Below are 18,276 nucleotides of genomic sequence, written 5' to 3' on the forward strand. Positions count from 1 at the left end.
GTAGGCACCCGCTCAGAACTCCCTCGGATGGATGAAAGGACAGATCCTCTGCTGGGTTTTCAACCGGGCTCCCCATCGGCAAGCGAGCAGAGAAGGGCCTCCTCGCGCTCCGGGAGTGCTACGGTGGTGTCCGTGGCGCGCGACCAATCCATTGCGGAGCGGGTGGACCGGCTGGAGTTGCCGTTCAACGAGTTCGGTGTCGACCCCTATGGAGTCTCCAAAAAGCACCTGGTGCTCGCGGCCTCCGCGTTCACCGTGCTGTACCGGTACTACTTCCGGGTGAGGTGCTTCGGCATCGAGCACGTGCCGCCCCGCGGCCGGGCCATGCTCGTGGGCAACCACTCCGGCGGCTATGCCATTGACGGGGCCATGCTCCTCACCTCCCTGTTCCTGGAGATGGAGCAACCCCGGCTGGGCCAGGGCATGGTCGAGAAGTTCATGAACAACCTCCCCTTCGCCTCCCTGTGGACGAGCCGCACCGGCCAGTTCACCGGGCTGCCCGAGCACGCGCGCCAGTTGCTCGAGGATGACCGGCTCCTCATGGTCTTCCCCGAGGGCGCGCGAGGCACCGCCAAGCTCTACCGCGAGCGCTACTCGCTGGTGGACTTCGGCACCGGCTTCATCCGGCTCGCCCTGCAGACGCGCACCCCCATCATCCCCGTGGGCATCCTCGGCGGCGGCACCGCCGTGCCCACCGTGGCCAATCTCTACAAGCTGGGGCGCCTGGTTGGCGTGCCCTACATCCCTGTCACGCCCTATCTGCTGCCCCTGCCCCTGCCCGCCCCCGTGGAACTCCACTATGGCGAGCCGATCACCCTCACCGGCACCGGGGACGAGGATGATGACGTCATCGCCAGCTACGTGGAGCAGGTGAAGTCGCGCATCGCCGGGCTCATCGAGAAGGGCCGTCAGCTCCGGAGCCGGAGGCTGCGAGCATGAGAGTCCTCATCCTCGGAATCGCTGGAGGCATTGCCCGACAGCTCGCCAGGCGGCTGCTGGGTGCGGGGCATGAGGTGCTCGGACTGGATGTGCGCCCCTGGTCGAGCGCGCCTCCGGGCATCGAGTTCCACCGCGTGGACGTGCGCAAGCGCGCCGCGGAGGACATCTTCCGCCGCCGACGCCCCGACGCCGTGGTGCACATGGCCACCGTCACCGCCCTCAGCGTGCAGGGGGGAGAGCGGGGCCGCATCAACCTGGATGGCACCAAGGCCGTCTTCGATCACTGCCGGGACTATGGCGTGAAACAGGCCGTCTTCGTCGGGCGCCACACCTTCTATGGCGCCGCGTCGGACTCGCCGATGTACCACACGGAGGATGAGCCCCCTCGTGCGCTGGAGAAGGCGCCGGAATTAGCGGACCTAGTGGCCGCCGATCTCTATGCGGCCACCGCGCTCTGGCGGCTGCCCGAGATGACCACTGCCGTGCTCCGTCTCGTGTACACACTGGGAGCCCCGGGCACCGGCACGCTCGCCAGCTTCCTGCGCGGACGGCGGGTACCCATGGTGCTCGGGTATGATCCGCTCTTCCATGTCCTTCAAGAGGAGGATGTCGTCACCGCCATCCAACTCGCGCTGGAGAAGCGCATCCGCGGCATCTTCAACGTGGCCGGCCCTCCGCCCATGCCCTTCTCCGTCATCATCCGCGAGACGGGGCGCACCCCGGTGCCACTGCCTGGGCCCTTGCTGAAGCGGCTCGTTGGACGGTTTGGGTTCCCTGCCATCTCCGAGGGCGCCCTGGCCCACATCAGGTACCCCATCGTCGTGGATACCCGCCGGTTCCGCGAGGCCACCGGGTTCAAATACGCCAACGACGAGGGCCGCATCATCCGCATCTTCCGCGAGGCCGTCCCGCTGCCCGGCTCCCGGTGGTGAGGCGCCCGGCCCCCCTCTTGGCAGACCTCTGCCTCGGAGGCGAAGATTTCGGGCTCGCGGCAACACGGATGGAGATGAGTGGATGATCCAGGACCCAGCGGGGCTCGTACAACGCATCCCCGAGCTGAAGCCCTTGTGCGAGGACCCCGGCGTGCTCCGCGCGGTGGAGCGCGGAGACCCGTTCCAGCTCTATCGGGCCCTCTTCTGGGCGCGCTGGCTCGGACGCCTGCGCTCGCACCGGGAGCTCATCGACGCCCTGCTCCGCCAGCGCCGGCTCTTCGCTCGCCCCATCAAGGGAAACCTGTTCCTGGGTACCCTCAACGGCTTCGGGGCCACGCTGCTCGGCGATGCCGACAAGGATGCGCACGACGGCACGCACATCGCTACCCACTGCCTCGTCGCGCTCTTCGTCATCCCCCTGCTCCCCCTGGGCGCCTACGTGGTGCGTCCCTCCCAGGAAAGCAACATGATGCGCCGAGGGTGGACGATCTTCGCCCGCGTGCCGTTGGGGCCTCTGCCCTGGCTGTTTAGCCGCGCCCTGGCCCTGGGAGTGATCGCGTTGGTGATGCTCGGCGCCCTCAAGGCCTACCATGACTCGCGCTACCAGGATCTGCGGGTGATCAACGGCTTTGGCCAATCCGTGCGAGTGGAGCTGGCGGGCCTCTCCCGGACGGTGCCTCCTCATGGGATGATCATCCTCAACTCGGTGCCGTTCGGGCGGCAGACGGGGCGTGCGCTGACCGAGGGCGGAGCGGAAGTCTCCACGGCTGAGATCGATGTGAGCTCGGGCTTCGATGTCCTCGCCTGGAACATCGCCGGCGCCGCGCCGGTCTACTTCGAGACCGTCGTCTACCGTGCGAGTTCGAGCGGCCCTCCTCCCGAGAGCAAGCCCGAGCTCTATTGTGGCCGAGAGCTCGTCTCGGTGCGCGACGTGGACTACGCCTTCCAGGAGCCTCCCGAGTCTCTGAAGATGTCGAGCTCCACCTCGCGCCTGAGCAAGACGCATGTCGGCATCGCGCCTCAGCAGAGCGCGGACCCGGTTCCCCTGTGCCTGCGTCTGCTCGCCTCCCAGAATCAGCTCGCCAACGCCGGGCCGCTGATCGAGGCATCCGCACGCGCCTCGGGCTGGGAGCAGGCGACCACGTACCAGTTGCTCGAACTCGCGCTCCTGGCCGAGCCCTCGGAGGCACTCCGGATCGCCCGGCTCGGGGTTCAGGCCCGGCCCGAGGACCTCGAGCTGCACCGGGCCTATCAGTGGGTGGGCGAACGAACCGGCTCTCACGGGGCGCTGTTGGAGGAGTATCGCGCCCGCGCCGAGGCTCAGCCGGACTCCGCCGTCGCGCAGTACCTTCACGCGCGGCTGAAGACAGGACGCGACGGACTCACCAGCGTGGAGCAACTCGCCCAGCGCTTCCCCCAGGAGCCGGCCATCCTCCGCGCTCTCATCTACAACCGTTCGAGGACAGGGAACTGGAAGGGCACGGTCGAGGCCTGGGAGACCCTGCGCAAGCTCAGTGCCGAGGATGCCACCGACACCGCCCAGATGGAGACCACGGCCCTGCTGGCCCTGGGCCGCCGCGGTGAAGCCCTGGAGCTCCTGAAGCAGCTCTTCTCGGAGGCTCCAGCCCTCCACCGGCCCGTGCTCGCCGCCCTCTACGCGCGTGTCGCTCACACCGAGGGAAGCCAGGCCGCGGATGAGCTCATCTCCGCGATCGAAGCGGAGGATCGCGACTCGCCCGGCGAGAAGTCGTGGTTCCTCCGCGCGTATGCTGGCCTGCCCATCGAGGGCGCTCCGGACAGGCCCAGCCTGCTCCTCATGTCCACGGTGAGCCGCAACCCGCACACCGCCCTGGAGCACGCCGCCCGGCTGAATCCCTCGGAGGTCCAGAACCTGCGCCACGACGTCTGGGCCCTGGCCTACGGCGAGGCCGTGCGGACCCACGCGACCGACTCGGAGAAGGCGCTCTTCCAGGCGTACGTGCTGGACACGCAGAGCATCGACCTGTTCCGCCGCTTCGTCCTCGGGGAGCCTGTCTCGCTCGACGAGGCCGAGCTTGATCCCGAGGTGCGCGCCGCCGCCTGCTTCGTGCGCTCGCGCAACACGAGCCTGAGCGCCCAGGAGCGCCGCCAATTGGTGGAACAGGCTCGCCAGGATGACTGGCTCCACGGCTCGGTCAGCGAGGCCATCGCTTCATGGGAACCGTGAACCCTCGGAGCACTGCCCGGCGGGCGCTCCTGACCCTGGTGCTGTGGGCGGGCTTCTGGCTGCTGGGCGCCACCGTGGTGGCCGCGCTCGCCTGGGTACCCATTGCCGAGACGCTCTACTCCGGCGGCCTGGGAGGCGCCGGCTTCTTCGCCGCCGCGGGCGCGCTCACCGTGCTGTGGGCGCTGCGGCCCCACTGGAAGTTCCGGCAGCGGCGGCGCGAGGACATGGAGTCCCTGTCTCCCGAGCGCTTCCCCGCGCTGTTCGCCCTCATCGAGGATGTGGCCCGCCGCGTGGGGACGCAGGTGCCTCGCAAGGTGTTCCTCGCGGACCAGGCCACGGCCTATATCGCCATCGAGCGGCGATGGTGGGGCCTGCGGCGCGAGGCCGTCGTCGGCGTGGGGTTCCCGCTGTTCGCCCTGCTCTCCCGCGAGGAATTGGCCTCGGTGCTCGCGCACGAGTTCGGCCACCACGCCGGAGGCGATCTGACTCTCGGCCCCTGGGTGTATCGCACCCGGAGCGCCATCGCGTTGGCCGTGGACCGGCTCGAGGACTCGGCCTTCTTCCTCGATGTGCCGTTCCGGCTCTATGGGCAGCTGTTCCTTCGTGTCTCGGGTGCCGTCTCGCGCCAGCAGGAACTGGCCGCGGATGCGCTCGCCGCACGGACCTGCGGACCTGAGGCCACTGCTCGCGCCCTGCACAAGGTTCATGCGCTGGCGCCGCACTGGAGCGCGTATTTGCGGCACGACGTCATCCCCATCATCGAGCGCAGCGTCCGCGTTCCCATCCTGGAGGGGTTCCGCCTCTTCCTCTCGGAGAAGTCCCGACGCACCGAGATCGAGAGCGATATCGCAGAGGAGACCCAACGGCCTCCCTCTCCCTGGGACTCACACCCGCCGTTCGAGGAGCGGCTGGGATCGCTCGAGCATGCGCCCGTCTCCCCGGACGCGCCTCTGCCTCTGGAGAACCTGGACTCGGGAGGCTGCCTCGACTTGCTGGGAGGCGCCGAGAGCGCCGAGGAGGCCTTCTACACGCAGATGACCCGGGGTGGACTGGTCTCGCTGCGGTGGGATGAGCTCGGCGAGAAGATCATCCTGCCGGAGATCGCCAAGCAGCTCACCGGCAGTGCCCTGGATCCCCGCCGCACGCGGCTGGACTCGCTGCCGGAGCTGCTTCGCGAGGGCGCCGGGCTGTGGGATCGCGTCCGGCCCGCCGGGCTCAACATCTTCTCTCCCGAGGCCAAGCGGCAGCGCGCCCATCACCTGCTGGCCCAGTGGTTGGCCGCGGCGCTCGTCGAGCGCGGCTTCACTCCCGAGCTCCGCCCCGGCGCCAACCTACGGGTGCAGCATGAAGGCCACGTCGTGGAACCAGCCTCGATGGTGGAGTGGCTCACCCATGGGGTCTGGACGGAGGAGCAATACGCCACCTGGAGCAACTTGATCGATCAGCTCTGAGCCCCCGCACACGCCACGCACCCATGACTTCGCTTCTCTTCATCGTCCCTCGCTGGGCCGGCCGGCCCGACACCGACTTCTATCCGTGGCTCGAGGCGAAGCTCCGGGAGACTCCGCAGGGGTTCTCCTCGGTGCAGACGCTCGACATGCCCAACCCCGCTCAGCCCACCATCGACGCGTGGGTGGGCACGCTCGCCGCTGCCGTGGGGCCGGTTCCCGATCCCTCGACCGTGCTCATAGGCCACAGCGTCGGATGCCAGACCGTCATCCGCTACCTGGCCCGGCTCCCGCCCGGACACACCATCGCGGGCGCGCTCCTCGTGGCCGCGTGGTGGGATGTGGACCAACCCTGGGAGAGCCTCGTGCCCTGGGTAGAGACTCCCGTGGATCTCGAGCGCGTGCGCTCGGCGGTCCGCCGCCTCGTGGTCCTGCAATCGGACAATGATCCCTTCACCTCGGACCATGCGCGCAACGGGCGCCTATGGGAGGAACGGCTTGGCGCCACGGTGCTGCTCGCGCCCGGCGCTCGCCACTTCAACAATCCGCGCGAGCCTGCCGTGCTGGATGCCCTGCGCTTCCACTTCGGCTCCTCCGTGAACACTCGGGAGTAATGCCCCGTGGCCTCCTCCTCCCCCGAAGCCATTCCCCAGCCCCTCACGGGTGCTCCGTCCTTCCTCATGCTCGGAGCGTGGGAGGTCGGCGGCTCGACGTTCGAGGTCGCCAGCCGCCGCCGGCTCGACACCCGCCAGGTCATCCCCTTCTTCGAGCATGAGGGGGAGCTTCACGTCGGGGTGTTGCAGCGTCGGCGCGCTTCTCGGGCCCTGCGCGGCGCTCCGCTGGTGGGCCTGGAGCCCGTGGGCATCGACTTCGCGGGCGTCGATGAGACGGGGGATATCCTCGAGTACGGCCGCTCCGTCTTCAATGCGCGCACCCGCGTCTCCATGGATGAGCGGCGGCTGAAGATCCCCCTGCCAAGCTACGCGCGCTCCATCGGCTACTTGTCGGAGCTGGTACTGCCGCTCTTTGTCGCCGTTCATCCTCCACCTTCCTCGGAGATCGATGTGGAGTGGGATGGCGGCCGTCACCGCCTGCTCTTCCGGCCCGTGTCGACGCTCCTGCGCGAGCTGGAGGCCGGTGCCCACCTCCACTGCGAGGAGCTCTCCCTGCTGCTGCACGCCCTCTTGGGTCCCGAGGCTGCGGCTCGCCGCGCTCCGGCCGAGGACTCTCCTGGGGCTCGGGAGCTGCTGGAGCGGGCGGCCTCTCGCGTCTGGGATGCGCAGCGGCTGGCAATCTTCGCCGAGCGATCTCTCGATTCGCAGACGGCCTCGGGGTTTCAGCGCCGGGTGGCTCCGACAGGCGCGGACCTGCGCTTCCTCCGCGCTCACCGTGTCCACCTGGATGGCCAGTGGTGGGAGGTGGTGACTCCGGGCTCGGGCCAGTCGCTGGTGGTGCTCCCGTTCGTGCGCTTCGGCGGAGAGGTGTACTTCCTCCTCTGGTCCGAGATCCGCCCCGCCGTCCTGGAGCGTCGGGTGCTCCAGCCTCTTTATGATCTGCCCATCCACCCTCGCTATGTGAACGCCACGGGCTTCTTCCTCTCGGAGGCCGAGACCCGTGCGCTGGAGTCCCGCGTGGCGCTCCCGGAGTTGGTGGCGCGGAGGCTCGGCTCGGCGCTCGGGCAGCCTGTGGCGGTGAGGGCGCTGCAGCGATTCGGGCCAGGTGCGGAGCCGGCCCCCGCGGTGAGCAGCGAGGTGCGGCACCGCGTTGCCTGTGAGCTGGATGTCTCGCGGGTTCGGGAGCTTCCGGAGGACGTGTTCCTCATCCGCGCGTCCGAGCTGTCCCTGGCCGTGGCCGAGGGCCGGGTGCGCGATCCGATCATCGTCTCCGGGCTGCTGTCCCTGGGCAGAGAACTGGGGCTGGATCCCTTCCGCGAGGCTCGCTCCTCCCCTGTCGAGTCTCGGCTCGCGTTCCTCGACACGATGACGCACGGGTCCACGGTGCAGCGGCGGCTGCAGACCTACTCGTCCATCGAGCAGGAGCAGCTCCAGGCCCCTACCTATGCGCGGCTGATGACGCTGCTGCAGCATGAGTATGGCGTGCGCGTGGCCTATCCGCAGAACGAGGCGGACCGCTCCTTCTTCAAGGCTGCGTTCCGCGTCTTCATGGCCGCCGACCGGGGTGAGAACCGGGCGCTCCAGGGGCTCCACTGGTCCCATGACGCGTTCCACTTTTCGCTGGGCAACTACACGCTCCCGGGGCCTGCGGACTTCGAGCGCTGGTATGTGGATGGCGAGCCCGTGCCTCCCGTGCCACCCGCCGAAGGCCCAGTTTTCGAGCAGTACGCCCGAGCGCTGAAGGCCGCCGAGGACGAGGCCACCTTCTTCAGCTTCTGGACGCTGTACCACGAGGCGTTCTCTCTGAGCCGGCACGTGAGCCAGCTCACCTACTACGCGGCGCTGCGAGACATGGGCATCACCGATCGCCCGACGAGCCGCGCCATCTTCGACGCGGTCACGAACCGTGCGGAGATCCCTCCCGAGGTTGAGCGCAATGAGACCTACCGGAACCGCAAGGACGTGAGGGATCTGTTCGAGTACATGCGCGGCTTCCGGGACTACCACCTGAACGACATCCGTGAGGCGTGGAAGTACGCGACGCGGGATGTGTACCGGGGCTACTTCCTGCGCTTCGGGCTCTACTCGGGAGACACGGACGCGTATGTGCGCGGGGTGAAGGGCTTCCAGGCTCGGTTGGATGCGTACCCTCCGGGGCTCAATCCGCTGCTGGCACAGTGCGCGGACGTGCGAGTGGGACTGGCGCTACGCGTGTTCGATGGCACCAAGGCGCTGCGGCTCGTGCGCAAGGCACTGGAGGAAACGGGCGAGTCGCTCCGCGAGCAGCGCGGTGAGTTCCTGCGCGGCGTGGCAGAGCCCTACTTCACGACGCTGGAGGAGCAACAACGGACGCTGGAGTCGCTGCGAGCCCGTGTAACGAACGCGGAGATGGTTCCGCGCAACGAGCGCCTCCATGAGGACATCCAGGCTCTGGCGTCGACGGTGGAGGCGCTGCGAATGAAGCTCTGGGACGACGTGGCGCGCACGGGACTGCTCACGGCCAAGGCCGTGGCTTCCGAGCGAGTCCGCGAGCTGCCTCGCTGATCTGTGCGGTATCCTGTGGACGTCAGGAGGCACCTCGATGGCTGTTACACTCGTTAAGTAAAGGCGGCTGCAGCCCTGGCTCGTCACACTGCTCGCTAGGGCCTCGCTCTGCGCGTGTGCTGCAACCTCTGCCAGCCAGGCTGCAGAGCAGTCACTCTCATCCTCTACGAAGTGTGAAGGCGCCGGTGAATGTGGAGGATTCGGTAACAACTCGGTCGAGGCCCGTATCACCCATCTGATCTCCGAAGGTCAGTTCTCCGAAGCCGAGGCACTCCTCTCCGACGCAAGCTCCTCCGGCCTGGTGGATGAGTCGGCCGCAGCGGCGCTGCGCAAGGCCATCGCCGACCAGTCCATGAAGCTGGGGGAGATCCCTGCCTCCCTTCAACGCGTGAGCAGCTTCCCGGCCAAACTCAAGGACTTCAGCCGGTTTGAGATCCAGCGCATGTTGGAGCGGAAGGACTTCGCCGTCGCGACGAAGAAGGAATTGCAAACCGCGCTGAAACTGCTCAAGGAGTACAAGCGCTTGATGCAACAAAACTAGGTGGCTCGCATGCACAAGTCTCCCCATGAACTGCGCCAGATGCTCGAAGCGGCTCGGAGCGTCTCCCATTCGCCAGCGGAAGACGCTCAGGGAGTCAAAGCGCTCCGTGAAGTGGTGGGGTTCTGCCCTGCTTTCGTCCCAGGGCGCCTGGCACTGAGCCGAGCCATGCTGCTGAACAAGAGCGAGGTTACTGATCCTCAGGCATACTTCACGGAGATCGAGCACACGCTGCGCGACGCAGTCGAAGCTTCTGGCGACGACGTTTCCTCGCTCATCGAGCTTGCTCACTTCACCGACGTGGTCCGGGACGCTCCGCAGGATGCGGAGCCTTTGTTTGCCGAAGCTGCTCAGAGAGCGCTAACCCTGCTGGAGGCAGCCTGGGCAGGGCAGATTGGCGTTCTCGGGCAGCAGGACAAGCTCGACGCCGCGCTGAAGATTGCCGAAATGGCAGGGAAGGTATTGCCCCAATCCAGTCGTATTCGCGAGGCGGTAGAGTTCGCGCGGCAGTGCTCTTCGCGCTAAAGCTTTCCGCGCCCCCGGGCCTCCTCATGTACTCGTGCTGTTGAACCCGAGGCCTTCGGATACTTCCGACTCACTCAGCTTGCGCCAGGTGCCCACGGGCACGTCCAACACCACGGTTCCCACGGCTTCACGGTGGAGGGTTCGCACCGGGTGCCCCACGGCCGCGAGCATGCGCTTCACCTGGTGGTGACGCCCCTCCGTCAGCACCAATTCCACCCGCTCCGGCCCGAGCAGCCGCGCTCCCGCGGGCCTCGTGGGCCCGTCGTCCAGCACCAGTCCCTCTCGCAGCCTCGCGAGCGCCTCCTCCGAGGGCCGGCCCGCCACGTCCGCCACGTAGCGCTTCGGCAGATGCGTGTCCGGCGAGGTTCCGTGCTGCACCACCCGCTCGTCATTGGTGAAGAGCAGCAGGCCCGTGGTGTCCCGGTCGAGCCTGCCGATGGCATACCACTCGAAGCACTGAAGCTCCGCCGGGAGTACTTCCCGCAGGCGCTCGAACACCGTGCCTACGCTCTCCGGGTCCGTTCCCGCCACCACGACTCCTGCAGGCTTGTGGAACATCAGGACAAGCAGTGGAGCCTCCATGCTGCGGACCTGTCCATCGACTCGCACCTCCACGCCTGAATGGACCGGAGCGAACGGCTCTCGCTCCACCCGGCCTCCTACTTCGACCCGGCCGTCGCGGATGGCCTTCTCCGCCTCTGCTCGAGGCATCACTCCCGCCCGGCCCAGCGCTCGCGCCAGCCAGTCCGTACGGGCTCCGGGCGACACAGGGCCTGTGCGCCGACGCGCCGCCTCCAGCCATCGCGGTGTCTTCGTCTTCCGCGCCAACGGTCTGCCTACCCTCGGAGATACTGCTTCGGGCGAGCCGCCCATTCCCGGTCGAGGATGGCATGGATGACCGAGTCCACCCACTCGCCCTTGAGGAAGACGTTCTCCCGGAAGTGCGCCTCCTGACGAAAGCCCAGCTTGCGCACCACTCCCATGGAGCCGTGGTTGCGCGGATCGCAGTCCGCCCACACGCGGTGCAGGTTGAGCGAGCCGAAGCCGAAGTCCAGCATCGCCTCGGAGGCCTCGGTGATGTAGCCCTTGCCCCACTCGGAGTGATGGAGCACGTACCAGAGCGCGCCCTCACGCTGCTCGAAGTCCACCACCTTCAGTCCGCAGCGGCCAATGAGCCGACCGTCCTCTCGAAGCACCACTGCGAGATCATAGATGCGCCGGGGTGATTCCAGCACCGTGGCCATGGAGTCCTGGATGTACTTCAGGCTCTCCTCGGGGGTGCGGACACCGTGGGACTGGTAGCGGACGACGTCCGGATTGGACTCGTAGGGCCACGTGGCGCGCCAGTCGTCCTCCACGAACTCGCGCAGGCGCAGACGAGGGGTGAGCAGTTCCATGGGACGCGCAGCGCATGCCATCCACGTCCGGCCGTCAAGGCCTGTGTGCCCCGGCACTCCGAGCATGAATGAGAGGTTTGACTCGCTCCGATAGCTCTGCCATGTGCCGCGCGTGATTCCGCCCGAGCACATCTCCGCGCTCCGCGCTCCGCCCCCCAGCCCCGTGGTGGGGTTCATCCTCCGGCTGGGCCATGCCCTCCACCAGTACGGCACTCCCGCCCACCGCTTGGAAGAGCAGCTACGCCAGGTCTCCGAGCGCTTCGGTGTGGAGGCGCGCTTCTTCTCCACGCCGACGTCCATCTTCGCCTCCTTTGGCCCCGCCGAGGCGCTCCAGACGAGCCTCATCCGCGTGGAGCCTGGGGAAATGGATCTCGAGCGGCTGACGTTGCTGGATGCGCTCGCGCAAGAGGTCATTCATGGGAAAATTTCACCGGAGCAGGGCGCGCAGCGAGTCGAGTTCATTCTCCAGTCCCCCCTTCGCTATGGGCGCTTCATCACCCTGCTCTGCTGGACGGTCGCAGCCGGCGCCGCGGCCCGGCTCTTCGGTGGAGGTCCTCGAGAGATCGGTGTAGCGGCATTGAGCAGCCTTGCCATCGGCGTGCTGGATCAGCTGACGCATCGCAGCCTCCGCGTGTCCCGAGTGCTGGAGCCCGTGGCCGCCCTGCTGGCTTCGGCCCTGGCTGTCACGGCGGCCAGTGTCTTCGGTCCGCTGTCCGTCCAGGTCGCCACGCTCGCGGGGCTCATCGTCCTCCTCCCCGGGCTCGGGCTCACCGTGGCCATCAACGAGCTGGCCACGCGCCACCTCATCTCCGGCACCTCACGGCTGACGGGCGCAGCTCTCGTCTTCCTTCAGCTCACGTTTGGTGTGGCGCTCGGGCAACGACTGGCCGAGTTGCTGCCCATGCCTCCGCCCCTGGTCTCAGCCCCCTCCCTGCCGCTGTGGACGGCGGTGGTGTCCCTGGTCATCGCGGCTCTGGCCGTAGCCATCCTCTTTCGAGCCCGCCCAGCGGACATCTTGTGGATCGTCGCCGCCGGTGCGCTGGCCTTCGGTGGAGCTCGGTTGGGCACCCGAGGCCTCGGCGCGGAGCTGGGTGCCTTCGTCGGCGCGCTGGTACTCGGAATGGCGAGCAACGTCCTGGCCCGAATTCGCCAGCGGCCAGCCGTCGTCATGATCGTCCCGGGGATGATGCTGCTCGTCCCAGGAAGCCTCGGGTTTCGCAGCCTGGAGTCCCTGCTCGCCCGGGATGTCGTGTCCGGCGTGGGCACCGCCTTCTCCATGCTGCTGGTGGCGGTGGCCATCGCCGCAGGCCTGCTCTTCGCCAACGCGCTGGTGCCACCGCGCCGGGTGCTTTGACGGTACCCCTCAGCCTCGAACGCCCCGCGCCGCCTCCACTGCTCGGAGAATCGCTTCAGGCGTGGCCGGCGACGCGAGCTGCACCTCCGTGCGCGCAGGGCCGAAGGCGCCAATGGCGTGCCGCAGCGCCGTCACCACTCCAATGGCCAGCATGAACGGCGGCTCGCCCACCGCCTTGCTCCCGTGGATGGTGTTGTCCTGCGGTGCCCGCTCCAGCAGCGCCACCCGGAAGTCCTCGGGCGCATCGCCCAACGCCGGGATCTTGTACGTGTCCGGCGAGTGCGTCAGGAGCCGCCCCTTCGTGTCGATGAGCACCTCCTCGCACGTGAGCCACCCCAACCCCTGGATGAACCCGCCCTCCACCTGCCCCTTGTCGATCGTCGGCACCAGCGAGCTACCCACGTCGTGCAGGATGTCCACCCGGAGCACCCGGTGCTCTCCCGTCAGCCCCGACACCTCCACCTCCACCACCGCGCCTCCGAAGGCGAAGTAGTGGAACGGCTTGCCCCGCCCCGTCAGCCGGTCGTACCCGATGTCCGGCGTCCGGTAGTACCCCGTCGCCGACAGCGACACCTGCGACAGGTACGCCGCCTGCGTCACCTGCTCGAAGCTCACCGTCCGCTGCGCTCGTCCCGGGTGGAACGCCTTCCCTCCCGCGAAAACGATCCGCTCCGCCTCTCCGGCCTCCACCTGCAGCAGCTTCGCCGCGATGGGCCGCAGCCGCTCACGCAGCACGTCGCACGCCGCCTTCACCGCCTGCCCGTTCAAGTCCGAGCCGCTCGAGGCCGCCGTCGCCGACGTGTTCGGCACCTTGTCCGTCGCGGTGTTCATCACCCGCACGCGCTCCACCGCCACGCCCAGCTCGTGCGCCGCCACCGCCCTCATCTTCGTGTGCAGCCCCTGCCCCATCTCCGTGCCACCGTGGTTCAGTTGCACGGTGCCGTCCCCGTACACGACCACGAAGGCGCCCGCCTGGTTCAGGAAGCTCGTCGTGAACGAGATGCCGAACTTCACCGGCTGGTAGCCAATGCCTCGCTTCGTCCACCGAGAAGAAGCGTTGAACTGCTCGATCCGCTCCCGGCGCAGCGCGTACTCGCTCGAACTCAGCAGCTCCGTGTGGATGCGCGGGATCCGATTGCCCTCCACCGGCTGCTCGTAGTGCGTCCGATGCTCGGGCGCCTCGCGGTAGTAGTTGCGCCGCCGCACCTCGGCCGGATCCAACCCCAGCCGCTCCGCCGCGCGGTTGAGCACCTCCTCCATCACGTACATGCCCTGTGGCCCGCCGAACCCTCGGAACGCCGTGTTCGACGGCTGGTTCGTCCGCGCCACCCGCCCCATCACCTCCACGTTCGGCAGGAAGTACGCGTTGTCCAGGTGGAACAGCGCCCGATCCAGGATCGCGTGCGACAAGTCGTTGCTCCACCCGCCGTCGGACACCAGCTCCGCCTTGATGGCCAGCAGCTTCCCGTCCTCCGAGAACCCCGCGTCATACCGGGCCCAGAACGGGTGCCGCTTCCCCGTCTGCTCCATGTCCTGATCCCGGTTGAGCCACACCTTCACCGGCCGCCGCGTGTACACCGCCCCCATCGCCGCCAGCGCCGCGAACGGGGCCGCCTGCGTCTCCTTCCCTCCGAAGCCGCCTCCCATGCGCGGCACCTCCACCGTCACCTGGTGCCGCCCCAACCCCAACACCTCCGCCACCTTCTCCTGCACCTCCGAGGGATGCTGCGTCGAAGACCACAGGCGCACTGCCCCGTCCTCCTCCAGCACCGCCAGGGACACCTGCGTCTCCAGGTAGAAGTGGTCCTGCGCTCCCGTCACGCACTCGCCCTGGATGCGCACCGGCGCGGCCAGCAGCGCGGCCTCCGGCTCCCCACGGCGGATGACATGCGGCGCCGGGTGGTTGCTCGGGTGCGGCAGGTAGGCGCCCTTCTCGATGGCCTCGCGAATGGTCAGGCAGGCGGGGAGGACTTCATATTCCAGCTCTACCCGCGCCGCGGCCTGACGGCAGAGCGCCGCGCTCTCGGCCAGCACCAGCGCCACCGACTGCCCCACGCAGTGCACCTCGTCCGTCGCCAGCAGGGGCTCGTCGTTCACGCCCTTCACCGGGCAGATGTCGTTGTGCCCCGGAATGTCCTGCGCGAAGAGCACGGCGTGGACTCCCGGCAGCGCCAGGGCCTTGCTCGCATCCCGCCGCCCCAGCCTCGCATGGGCGTGCGGCGAGGTGATGACCCACCCCGTCAGCGTGCCCGGCGGCGACGGCATGTCGTCCACGTAGAGCGCCTCGCCGCTGGTGTGCTTCAACCCGCTCTCGTGCAGCGCCGGGGCGTGCACGGGGCTCGGATTCTCAGGGTGCTGCGGAGCAACTTCAGAGGGTATGGCGACCATCACTTCACCTCACCTGAACCGTAGCGGCGTGGCGCTCCTGGAGCCGCGGAGAAGGCTCGCCAAGCGTCTCCTGGAAGAACCCTCGGAGCAGGTTCTTCGCCACCTGCCCCCGGTACCAGGCCGAGCCTCGATGATCCGTCCTCGGCGCGAAGTCCTCGTCCAGCCGGGCGAGCGCCGCCTCCACGCTCGCCTCCGACCACGGCTGCCCCACGAGCGCCTCCTCGGTGCGCCGCGCGCGAGCAGGCCGGGCAGACATGCCTCCGTACGCCAGCCGCGCCTCCGTCACCCGCCCCGCCCCATCCACCACCACCCGGAAGCCCGCCGACACCGAGCTGATGTCCAGCTCGCGCCGCTTCGATACCTTGTACGCGATGCTCCGCGCCCCCGAGGGCTGCGCCGGCACATCCAAGAAGGCCAGGATCTCCCCCGCCTTCAGTGCCGTGCGGCGGTAGTCCACGAAGAACTCCTCCAGCGGCATCCTCCGCTCGCCCGCCCGCGAGAGCAGCACCGCCTCCGCGCCCAGGGAGATGAGCACCGGCGCCAGGTCTCCAATGGGAGACGCCGTGCACAGGTTGCCGCCCACCGTCGCCCGGTTCTTGATCTGCCGCGCCCCGAAGTACCGGATCATCCGCTCCAGGGACGGGCAGACGCCGCGCGAGTAGTCCTCCAGCTCCGTGAGCCGCACCGTCGCCCCCACCCGGTGCCCGCCCAGCCGAGGCTCCAGCGTGCGCAGCACGGGCAGCGCCTCCAGCGACACCAGCAGCGGCGGCTCGGCGAAGCGCTTCGTCACCTCCAGCGACAGGTCCGTGCCGCCCACCACGAAGCGCGCCCCCGGGTGCGCCTCGAGCACCTCCCACAGCGTCTCGAGCGTGGCCGGCGTGAAGTAGCGCTGCGGGCCCGCCGAGTAGGCCAGCTCCATGGGCTCGGGCTTCGTCTCCGCCAGCGCCCGAGCAAAGCGATCCTGCGGCCCCAGCCCCGCCACCCGCGCCGCCGCATCCCGGATGGGCCGGTATCCCGTGCAGCGACAGAGATTGCCGCACATCTGCGCGTCCAGCTTCCAGGGCTCGTCGAAGTCCTTGCGGTGACAGGCCTCCAAGAGCGCCATGGTGACGCCCGGCGTGCAGTACCCGCACTGCGAGCCCAGCTCGCTGGCCAGCACCTTCTGCACCGCGTGGTACTCGCCGCGATCCTTCAGCGCCTCCACCGTGTACACGCGCTTGCCCTGCACCATGGGCAGCAACAGCAGGCACGCGTTGATGGCTCGCAGCGCTTGCCCGCCCTTCCCGTCCTCCTCCAACACGGCCACCGTGCAGGCCCCGCAGTCCCCCTCCGCGCACCCTTCCTTGGTACCCGTCAGGTGGGCGCGCTCCCTCAGGTAGCGCAGCACGGTGGTGGTGGGAGAGAGCCCCGACTCCTCGACGAGCCGGTCGTTGAGATAGAAGCGCAGCCGATCCATGGGTCTCCTGGCCGCCCAGAAGCGGCGGCTGCCTCGCAGTCTACCCCGGCTCCGGGCGCCGCCTCACCCTCGGTTGAAGTAGATCCCCGCCAGGCTGACGAGGAAGTAGGGGGCAATGGGCGCCGCCCCCGCATAGTCCTTGGCGATGCGCTGGCCCCCCACGAGCGCCAGGCAACACAGCCCCGCCACCATGCTCCCCAGGCAGGCCAGCCGAGGGCTCCCAGTGGCCACCAGCGCCACCAACCCCACCGCGCACAACACCCCAGCCGCCAGCTCCATCACTGTGAGTGTGGCCAACAGGGGCTTCACGATGCCCCGCAGCACCGGCACCTTGGAGAAGAACTGGGTCTGCCACCCCAGGTTGCCCTTCCAATCGAACACCTTGTCCAGGCTGGACTGGAGGAAGGTGATGGCCAGGTAGGCCACGGGGAGGACCTGAAGCATCCACACGGGGAACTGGGGCGAGTCGATCGACGGCATCGCCCCACTCTACCCGGCCCGCAAGCGTTCCCAAGCCTCTCGTCACCGTGAGGAAGTCAGCGTTTCGAACCGGTTTCCCCTTCCGCCCGGGCAGCGGGGGCCTAATGTCGTCTCCCTATGGCTTCGGATCTGGTCGCCCGCCGCGTCTTCGTGGGCCTCATCGTGCTGTCCATCCTCCTGCTGGCGCTCATCGTCCAGCCCTTCGCCAAGGGCTTCTTCCTGGCGGCGGTGCTCGCCGGCACGCTCTATGGAATCCACAAGAAGCTCACCCGAGGCCTGCGCAACCGCCCCAACCTCTCCGCGGGCATCATCTGCTTCGGCGTCATCATCGCCCTGCTGCTGCCGCTCACCGGCTTCACCGCCTTCCTCATCAGCGAGGCCGCCGCCGGCATGCGCTTCATCCAGGGGACGATGAAAGCGGAAGGGGTGGAGGGCCTCAAGGAGCGCCTGCCCGGGCCGGTGCGAAACCTCTCCGACAAGCTCATGGAGCGCTTCCAGGTGGAGGAGATGCAACTGGACGAGAAGTTCCAGGAGCAGGTCAGCGCCCAGGGAGGCACCGCCGCCAAGGCCGTCACGGGCGTGGTAGCGGCTACCGGCTCCTTCGCCTTCCAGACGGTGATGATGCTGATCGCCTTCTACTTCTTACTGGTGGAGGGCCAACAGCTGGTGAACTGGCTCGAGAGCGTCTCGCCCCTCAAGCGCGGGCAGACCGTGGAGATCCTCCGCGAGTTCCGCCTCGTAGCCACCTCCGTGCTGGTGTCCTCGGTGGCCACCGCGGGCGTGCAGGCCGTGGCTGCGCTCGTGGGCTACCTCATTGCCCGGGTGCCCGTGCCCTTCTTCTTCGCCGCGGTGACGTTCTTCCTGGCCCTCATCCCCGCCATCGGCGCGGCCGTGGTGTGCTTCGCCGCCGCCGGAATCCTGCTCGTCACCGGACACCAGTGGATGGCTCTCTTCCTGGCCGTCTGGGGCGTGGTGGTGGTGGGCCTGGTGGACAACATCGTCAAGCCCCTGCTGGTGAAGCGCGGCCTGGACATGCACGGGGCCATCGTCTTCTTCGCGCTGTTGGGAGGGCTGGCCGTGTTCGGGACGGTGGGCCTGCTGCTTGGCCCGCTCATCGTCTCCTTCTTCCTGGCCTTGATTCGCATCTACGAGCGGGACTACGGCCGGCCCTCGGCCAAGCCCGCGGATCCGCCCACCCCGCCTACTTGAGGGCAGCGGGGACGGCGGGAACTACCAGGAACGCACCGGCACGTCCCACATGCTCTCGAAGTCCTCGATCTCCTCGGCGCGCGTGCGGAAGGTGCGCGGCGCCTGGGGACGCGGCGGCAGCTCGCTCGGCAGCGGGCGCTGGGAGACAATCTTCAGCGCCGGCCTGGCATCGAGGCGCGCTGCGTCAGGGATGATGTTCAGCTCAGATGCGGTCAGCATGGTTCCCCCCTCAGGTGAATCCGCGAC

The 18,276-nt window shown here is 68.4% G+C and carries 16 protein-coding genes; 10 read left to right on the plus strand and 6 right to left on the minus strand.

Annotation, left to right across the window (positions count from 1 at the left end):
* Positions 1-132: 132 nt before the first annotated feature.
* From KY501_RS38185 to KY501_RS38220, 8 genes are all read left to right on the plus strand, one after another.
* Positions 133-939: a lysophospholipid acyltransferase family protein gene (locus KY501_RS38185; RefSeq protein WP_224368800.1), complete on the plus strand. Its 807-nt coding sequence runs from the start codon at positions 133-135 to the stop codon at positions 937-939.
* Entirely contained in the window at positions 936-1,871 is a 936-nt protein-coding gene (locus tag KY501_RS38190) for an SDR family oxidoreductase (RefSeq protein ID WP_224368801.1), read from the plus strand. Before KY501_RS38185 ends, KY501_RS38190 begins: the two co-directional genes overlap by 4 nt.
* 82 nt (positions 1,872-1,953) lie before the next feature.
* Positions 1,954-4,077, plus strand: a complete 2,124-nt coding sequence (locus tag KY501_RS38195) for a tetratricopeptide repeat protein (protein WP_224368802.1) — start codon at positions 1,954-1,956, stop codon at positions 4,075-4,077.
* On the plus strand, positions 4,065-5,528 hold the full coding sequence (locus tag KY501_RS38200; protein ID WP_224368803.1) for a M48 family metallopeptidase: 1,464 nt from the start codon (positions 4,065-4,067) through the stop codon (positions 5,526-5,528). Before KY501_RS38195 ends, KY501_RS38200 begins: the two co-directional genes overlap by 13 nt.
* A 23-nt stretch (positions 5,529-5,551) precedes the next feature.
* The gene (locus tag KY501_RS38205; protein WP_224368804.1) at positions 5,552-6,139 is read left to right on the plus strand and encodes an RBBP9/YdeN family alpha/beta hydrolase; all 588 of its coding nucleotides are present in this window, start codon (positions 5,552-5,554) and stop codon (positions 6,137-6,139) included.
* A 6-nt stretch (positions 6,140-6,145) separates the two neighbouring features.
* On the plus strand, positions 6,146-8,683 hold the full coding sequence (locus KY501_RS38210) for a hypothetical protein (RefSeq protein ID WP_224368805.1): 2,538 nt from the start codon (positions 6,146-6,148) through the stop codon (positions 8,681-8,683).
* A gap of 301 nt (positions 8,684-8,984) precedes the next feature.
* Positions 8,985-9,224 carry a hypothetical protein gene (locus tag KY501_RS38215; protein ID WP_224368806.1) on the plus strand — a complete coding sequence of 80 codons (240 nt, stop codon included), beginning with the start codon at positions 8,985-8,987 and terminating at the stop codon, positions 9,222-9,224.
* Between the two features lie 9 nt (positions 9,225-9,233).
* Positions 9,234-9,746: a hypothetical protein gene (locus KY501_RS38220; RefSeq protein WP_224368807.1), complete on the plus strand. Its 513-nt coding sequence runs from the start codon at positions 9,234-9,236 to the stop codon at positions 9,744-9,746.
* A gap of 24 nt (positions 9,747-9,770) precedes the next feature.
* On the opposite strand, the gene KY501_RS38225 is transcribed toward KY501_RS38220, so the two are convergent.
* A complete protein-coding gene (locus KY501_RS38225) occupies positions 9,771-10,574 on the minus strand; it encodes a pseudouridine synthase (RefSeq protein ID WP_224368808.1) in 804 nt (267 codons plus the stop codon).
* 8 nt (positions 10,575-10,582) lie between these two features.
* Entirely contained in the window at positions 10,583-11,143 is a 561-nt protein-coding gene (locus KY501_RS38230; RefSeq protein ID WP_224368809.1) for a GNAT family N-acetyltransferase, read from the minus strand.
* A gap of 115 nt (positions 11,144-11,258) precedes the next feature.
* Here KY501_RS38230 and KY501_RS38235 point away from each other — a divergent pair, with 115 nt between their 5' ends.
* A complete protein-coding gene (locus KY501_RS38235) occupies positions 11,259-12,497 on the plus strand; it encodes a threonine/serine exporter family protein (protein WP_309243033.1) in 1,239 nt (412 codons plus the stop codon).
* Positions 12,498-12,506: 9 nt separating this feature from the next.
* On the opposite strand, the gene xdhB is transcribed toward KY501_RS38235, so the two are convergent.
* The 3 genes from xdhB to KY501_RS38250 all read right to left on the minus strand — a co-directional run bounded on the left by xdhB (position 12,507) and on the right by KY501_RS38250 (position 16,821).
* The gene (gene xdhB / locus KY501_RS38240) at positions 12,507-14,831 is read right to left on the minus strand and encodes a xanthine dehydrogenase molybdopterin binding subunit (RefSeq protein ID WP_224368811.1); all 2,325 of its coding nucleotides are present in this window, start codon (positions 14,829-14,831) and stop codon (positions 12,507-12,509) included.
* A 58-nt stretch (positions 14,832-14,889) separates the two neighbouring features.
* Entirely contained in the window at positions 14,890-16,341 is a 1,452-nt protein-coding gene (gene xdhA / locus KY501_RS38245) for a xanthine dehydrogenase small subunit (RefSeq protein ID WP_224368812.1), read from the minus strand.
* Positions 16,342-16,404: 63 nt separating this feature from the next.
* A complete protein-coding gene (locus tag KY501_RS38250; RefSeq protein ID WP_224368813.1) occupies positions 16,405-16,821 on the minus strand; it encodes a DoxX family protein in 417 nt (138 codons plus the stop codon).
* Between the two features lie 117 nt (positions 16,822-16,938).
* On the opposite strand from KY501_RS38250, the gene KY501_RS38255 reads away from it, so the two are divergent.
* A complete protein-coding gene (locus KY501_RS38255) occupies positions 16,939-18,030 on the plus strand; it encodes an AI-2E family transporter (RefSeq protein ID WP_224368814.1) in 1,092 nt (363 codons plus the stop codon).
* A gap of 21 nt (positions 18,031-18,051) precedes the next feature.
* On the opposite strand, the gene KY501_RS38260 is transcribed toward KY501_RS38255, so the two are convergent.
* A complete protein-coding gene (locus tag KY501_RS38260; RefSeq protein WP_224368815.1) occupies positions 18,052-18,249 on the minus strand; it encodes a hypothetical protein in 198 nt (65 codons plus the stop codon).
* Positions 18,250-18,276: the final 27 nt, after the last annotated feature.

Source organism: Hyalangium versicolor, from assembly GCF_020103695.1.
Taxonomy (GTDB): Bacteria; Myxococcota; Myxococcia; order Myxococcales; family Myxococcaceae; genus Hyalangium; species Hyalangium versicolor.

What these genes read in the sequence shown, in the direction of transcription:
- KY501_RS38260 (WP_224368815.1), bottom strand. Translation starts at nt 18,249, where the DNA reads ATGCTGACCGCATCTGAGCTGAACATCATCCCTGACGCAGCGCGCCTC.
- KY501_RS38195 (WP_224368802.1), top strand. Translation starts at nt 1,954, where the DNA reads ATGATCCAGGACCCAGCGGGGCTCGTACAACGCATCCCCGAGCTGAAG.
- KY501_RS38190 (WP_224368801.1), top strand. Translation starts at nt 936, where the DNA reads ATGAGAGTCCTCATCCTCGGAATCGCTGGAGGCATTGCCCGACAGCTC.
- KY501_RS38250 (WP_224368813.1), bottom strand. Translation starts at nt 16,821, where the DNA reads ATGCCGTCGATCGACTCGCCCCAGTTCCCCGTGTGGATGCTTCAGGTC.
- KY501_RS38200 (WP_224368803.1), top strand. Translation starts at nt 4,065, where the DNA reads ATGGGAACCGTGAACCCTCGGAGCACTGCCCGGCGGGCGCTCCTGACC.
- KY501_RS38205 (WP_224368804.1), top strand. Translation starts at nt 5,552, where the DNA reads ATGACTTCGCTTCTCTTCATCGTCCCTCGCTGGGCCGGCCGGCCCGAC.
- xdhA (WP_224368812.1), bottom strand. Translation starts at nt 16,341, where the DNA reads ATGGATCGGCTGCGCTTCTATCTCAACGACCGGCTCGTCGAGGAGTCG.
- KY501_RS38230 (WP_224368809.1), bottom strand. Translation starts at nt 11,143, where the DNA reads ATGGAACTGCTCACCCCTCGTCTGCGCCTGCGCGAGTTCGTGGAGGAC.
- KY501_RS38220 (WP_224368807.1), top strand. Translation starts at nt 9,234, where the DNA reads ATGCACAAGTCTCCCCATGAACTGCGCCAGATGCTCGAAGCGGCTCGG.
- KY501_RS38255 (WP_224368814.1), top strand. Translation starts at nt 16,939, where the DNA reads ATGGCTTCGGATCTGGTCGCCCGCCGCGTCTTCGTGGGCCTCATCGTG.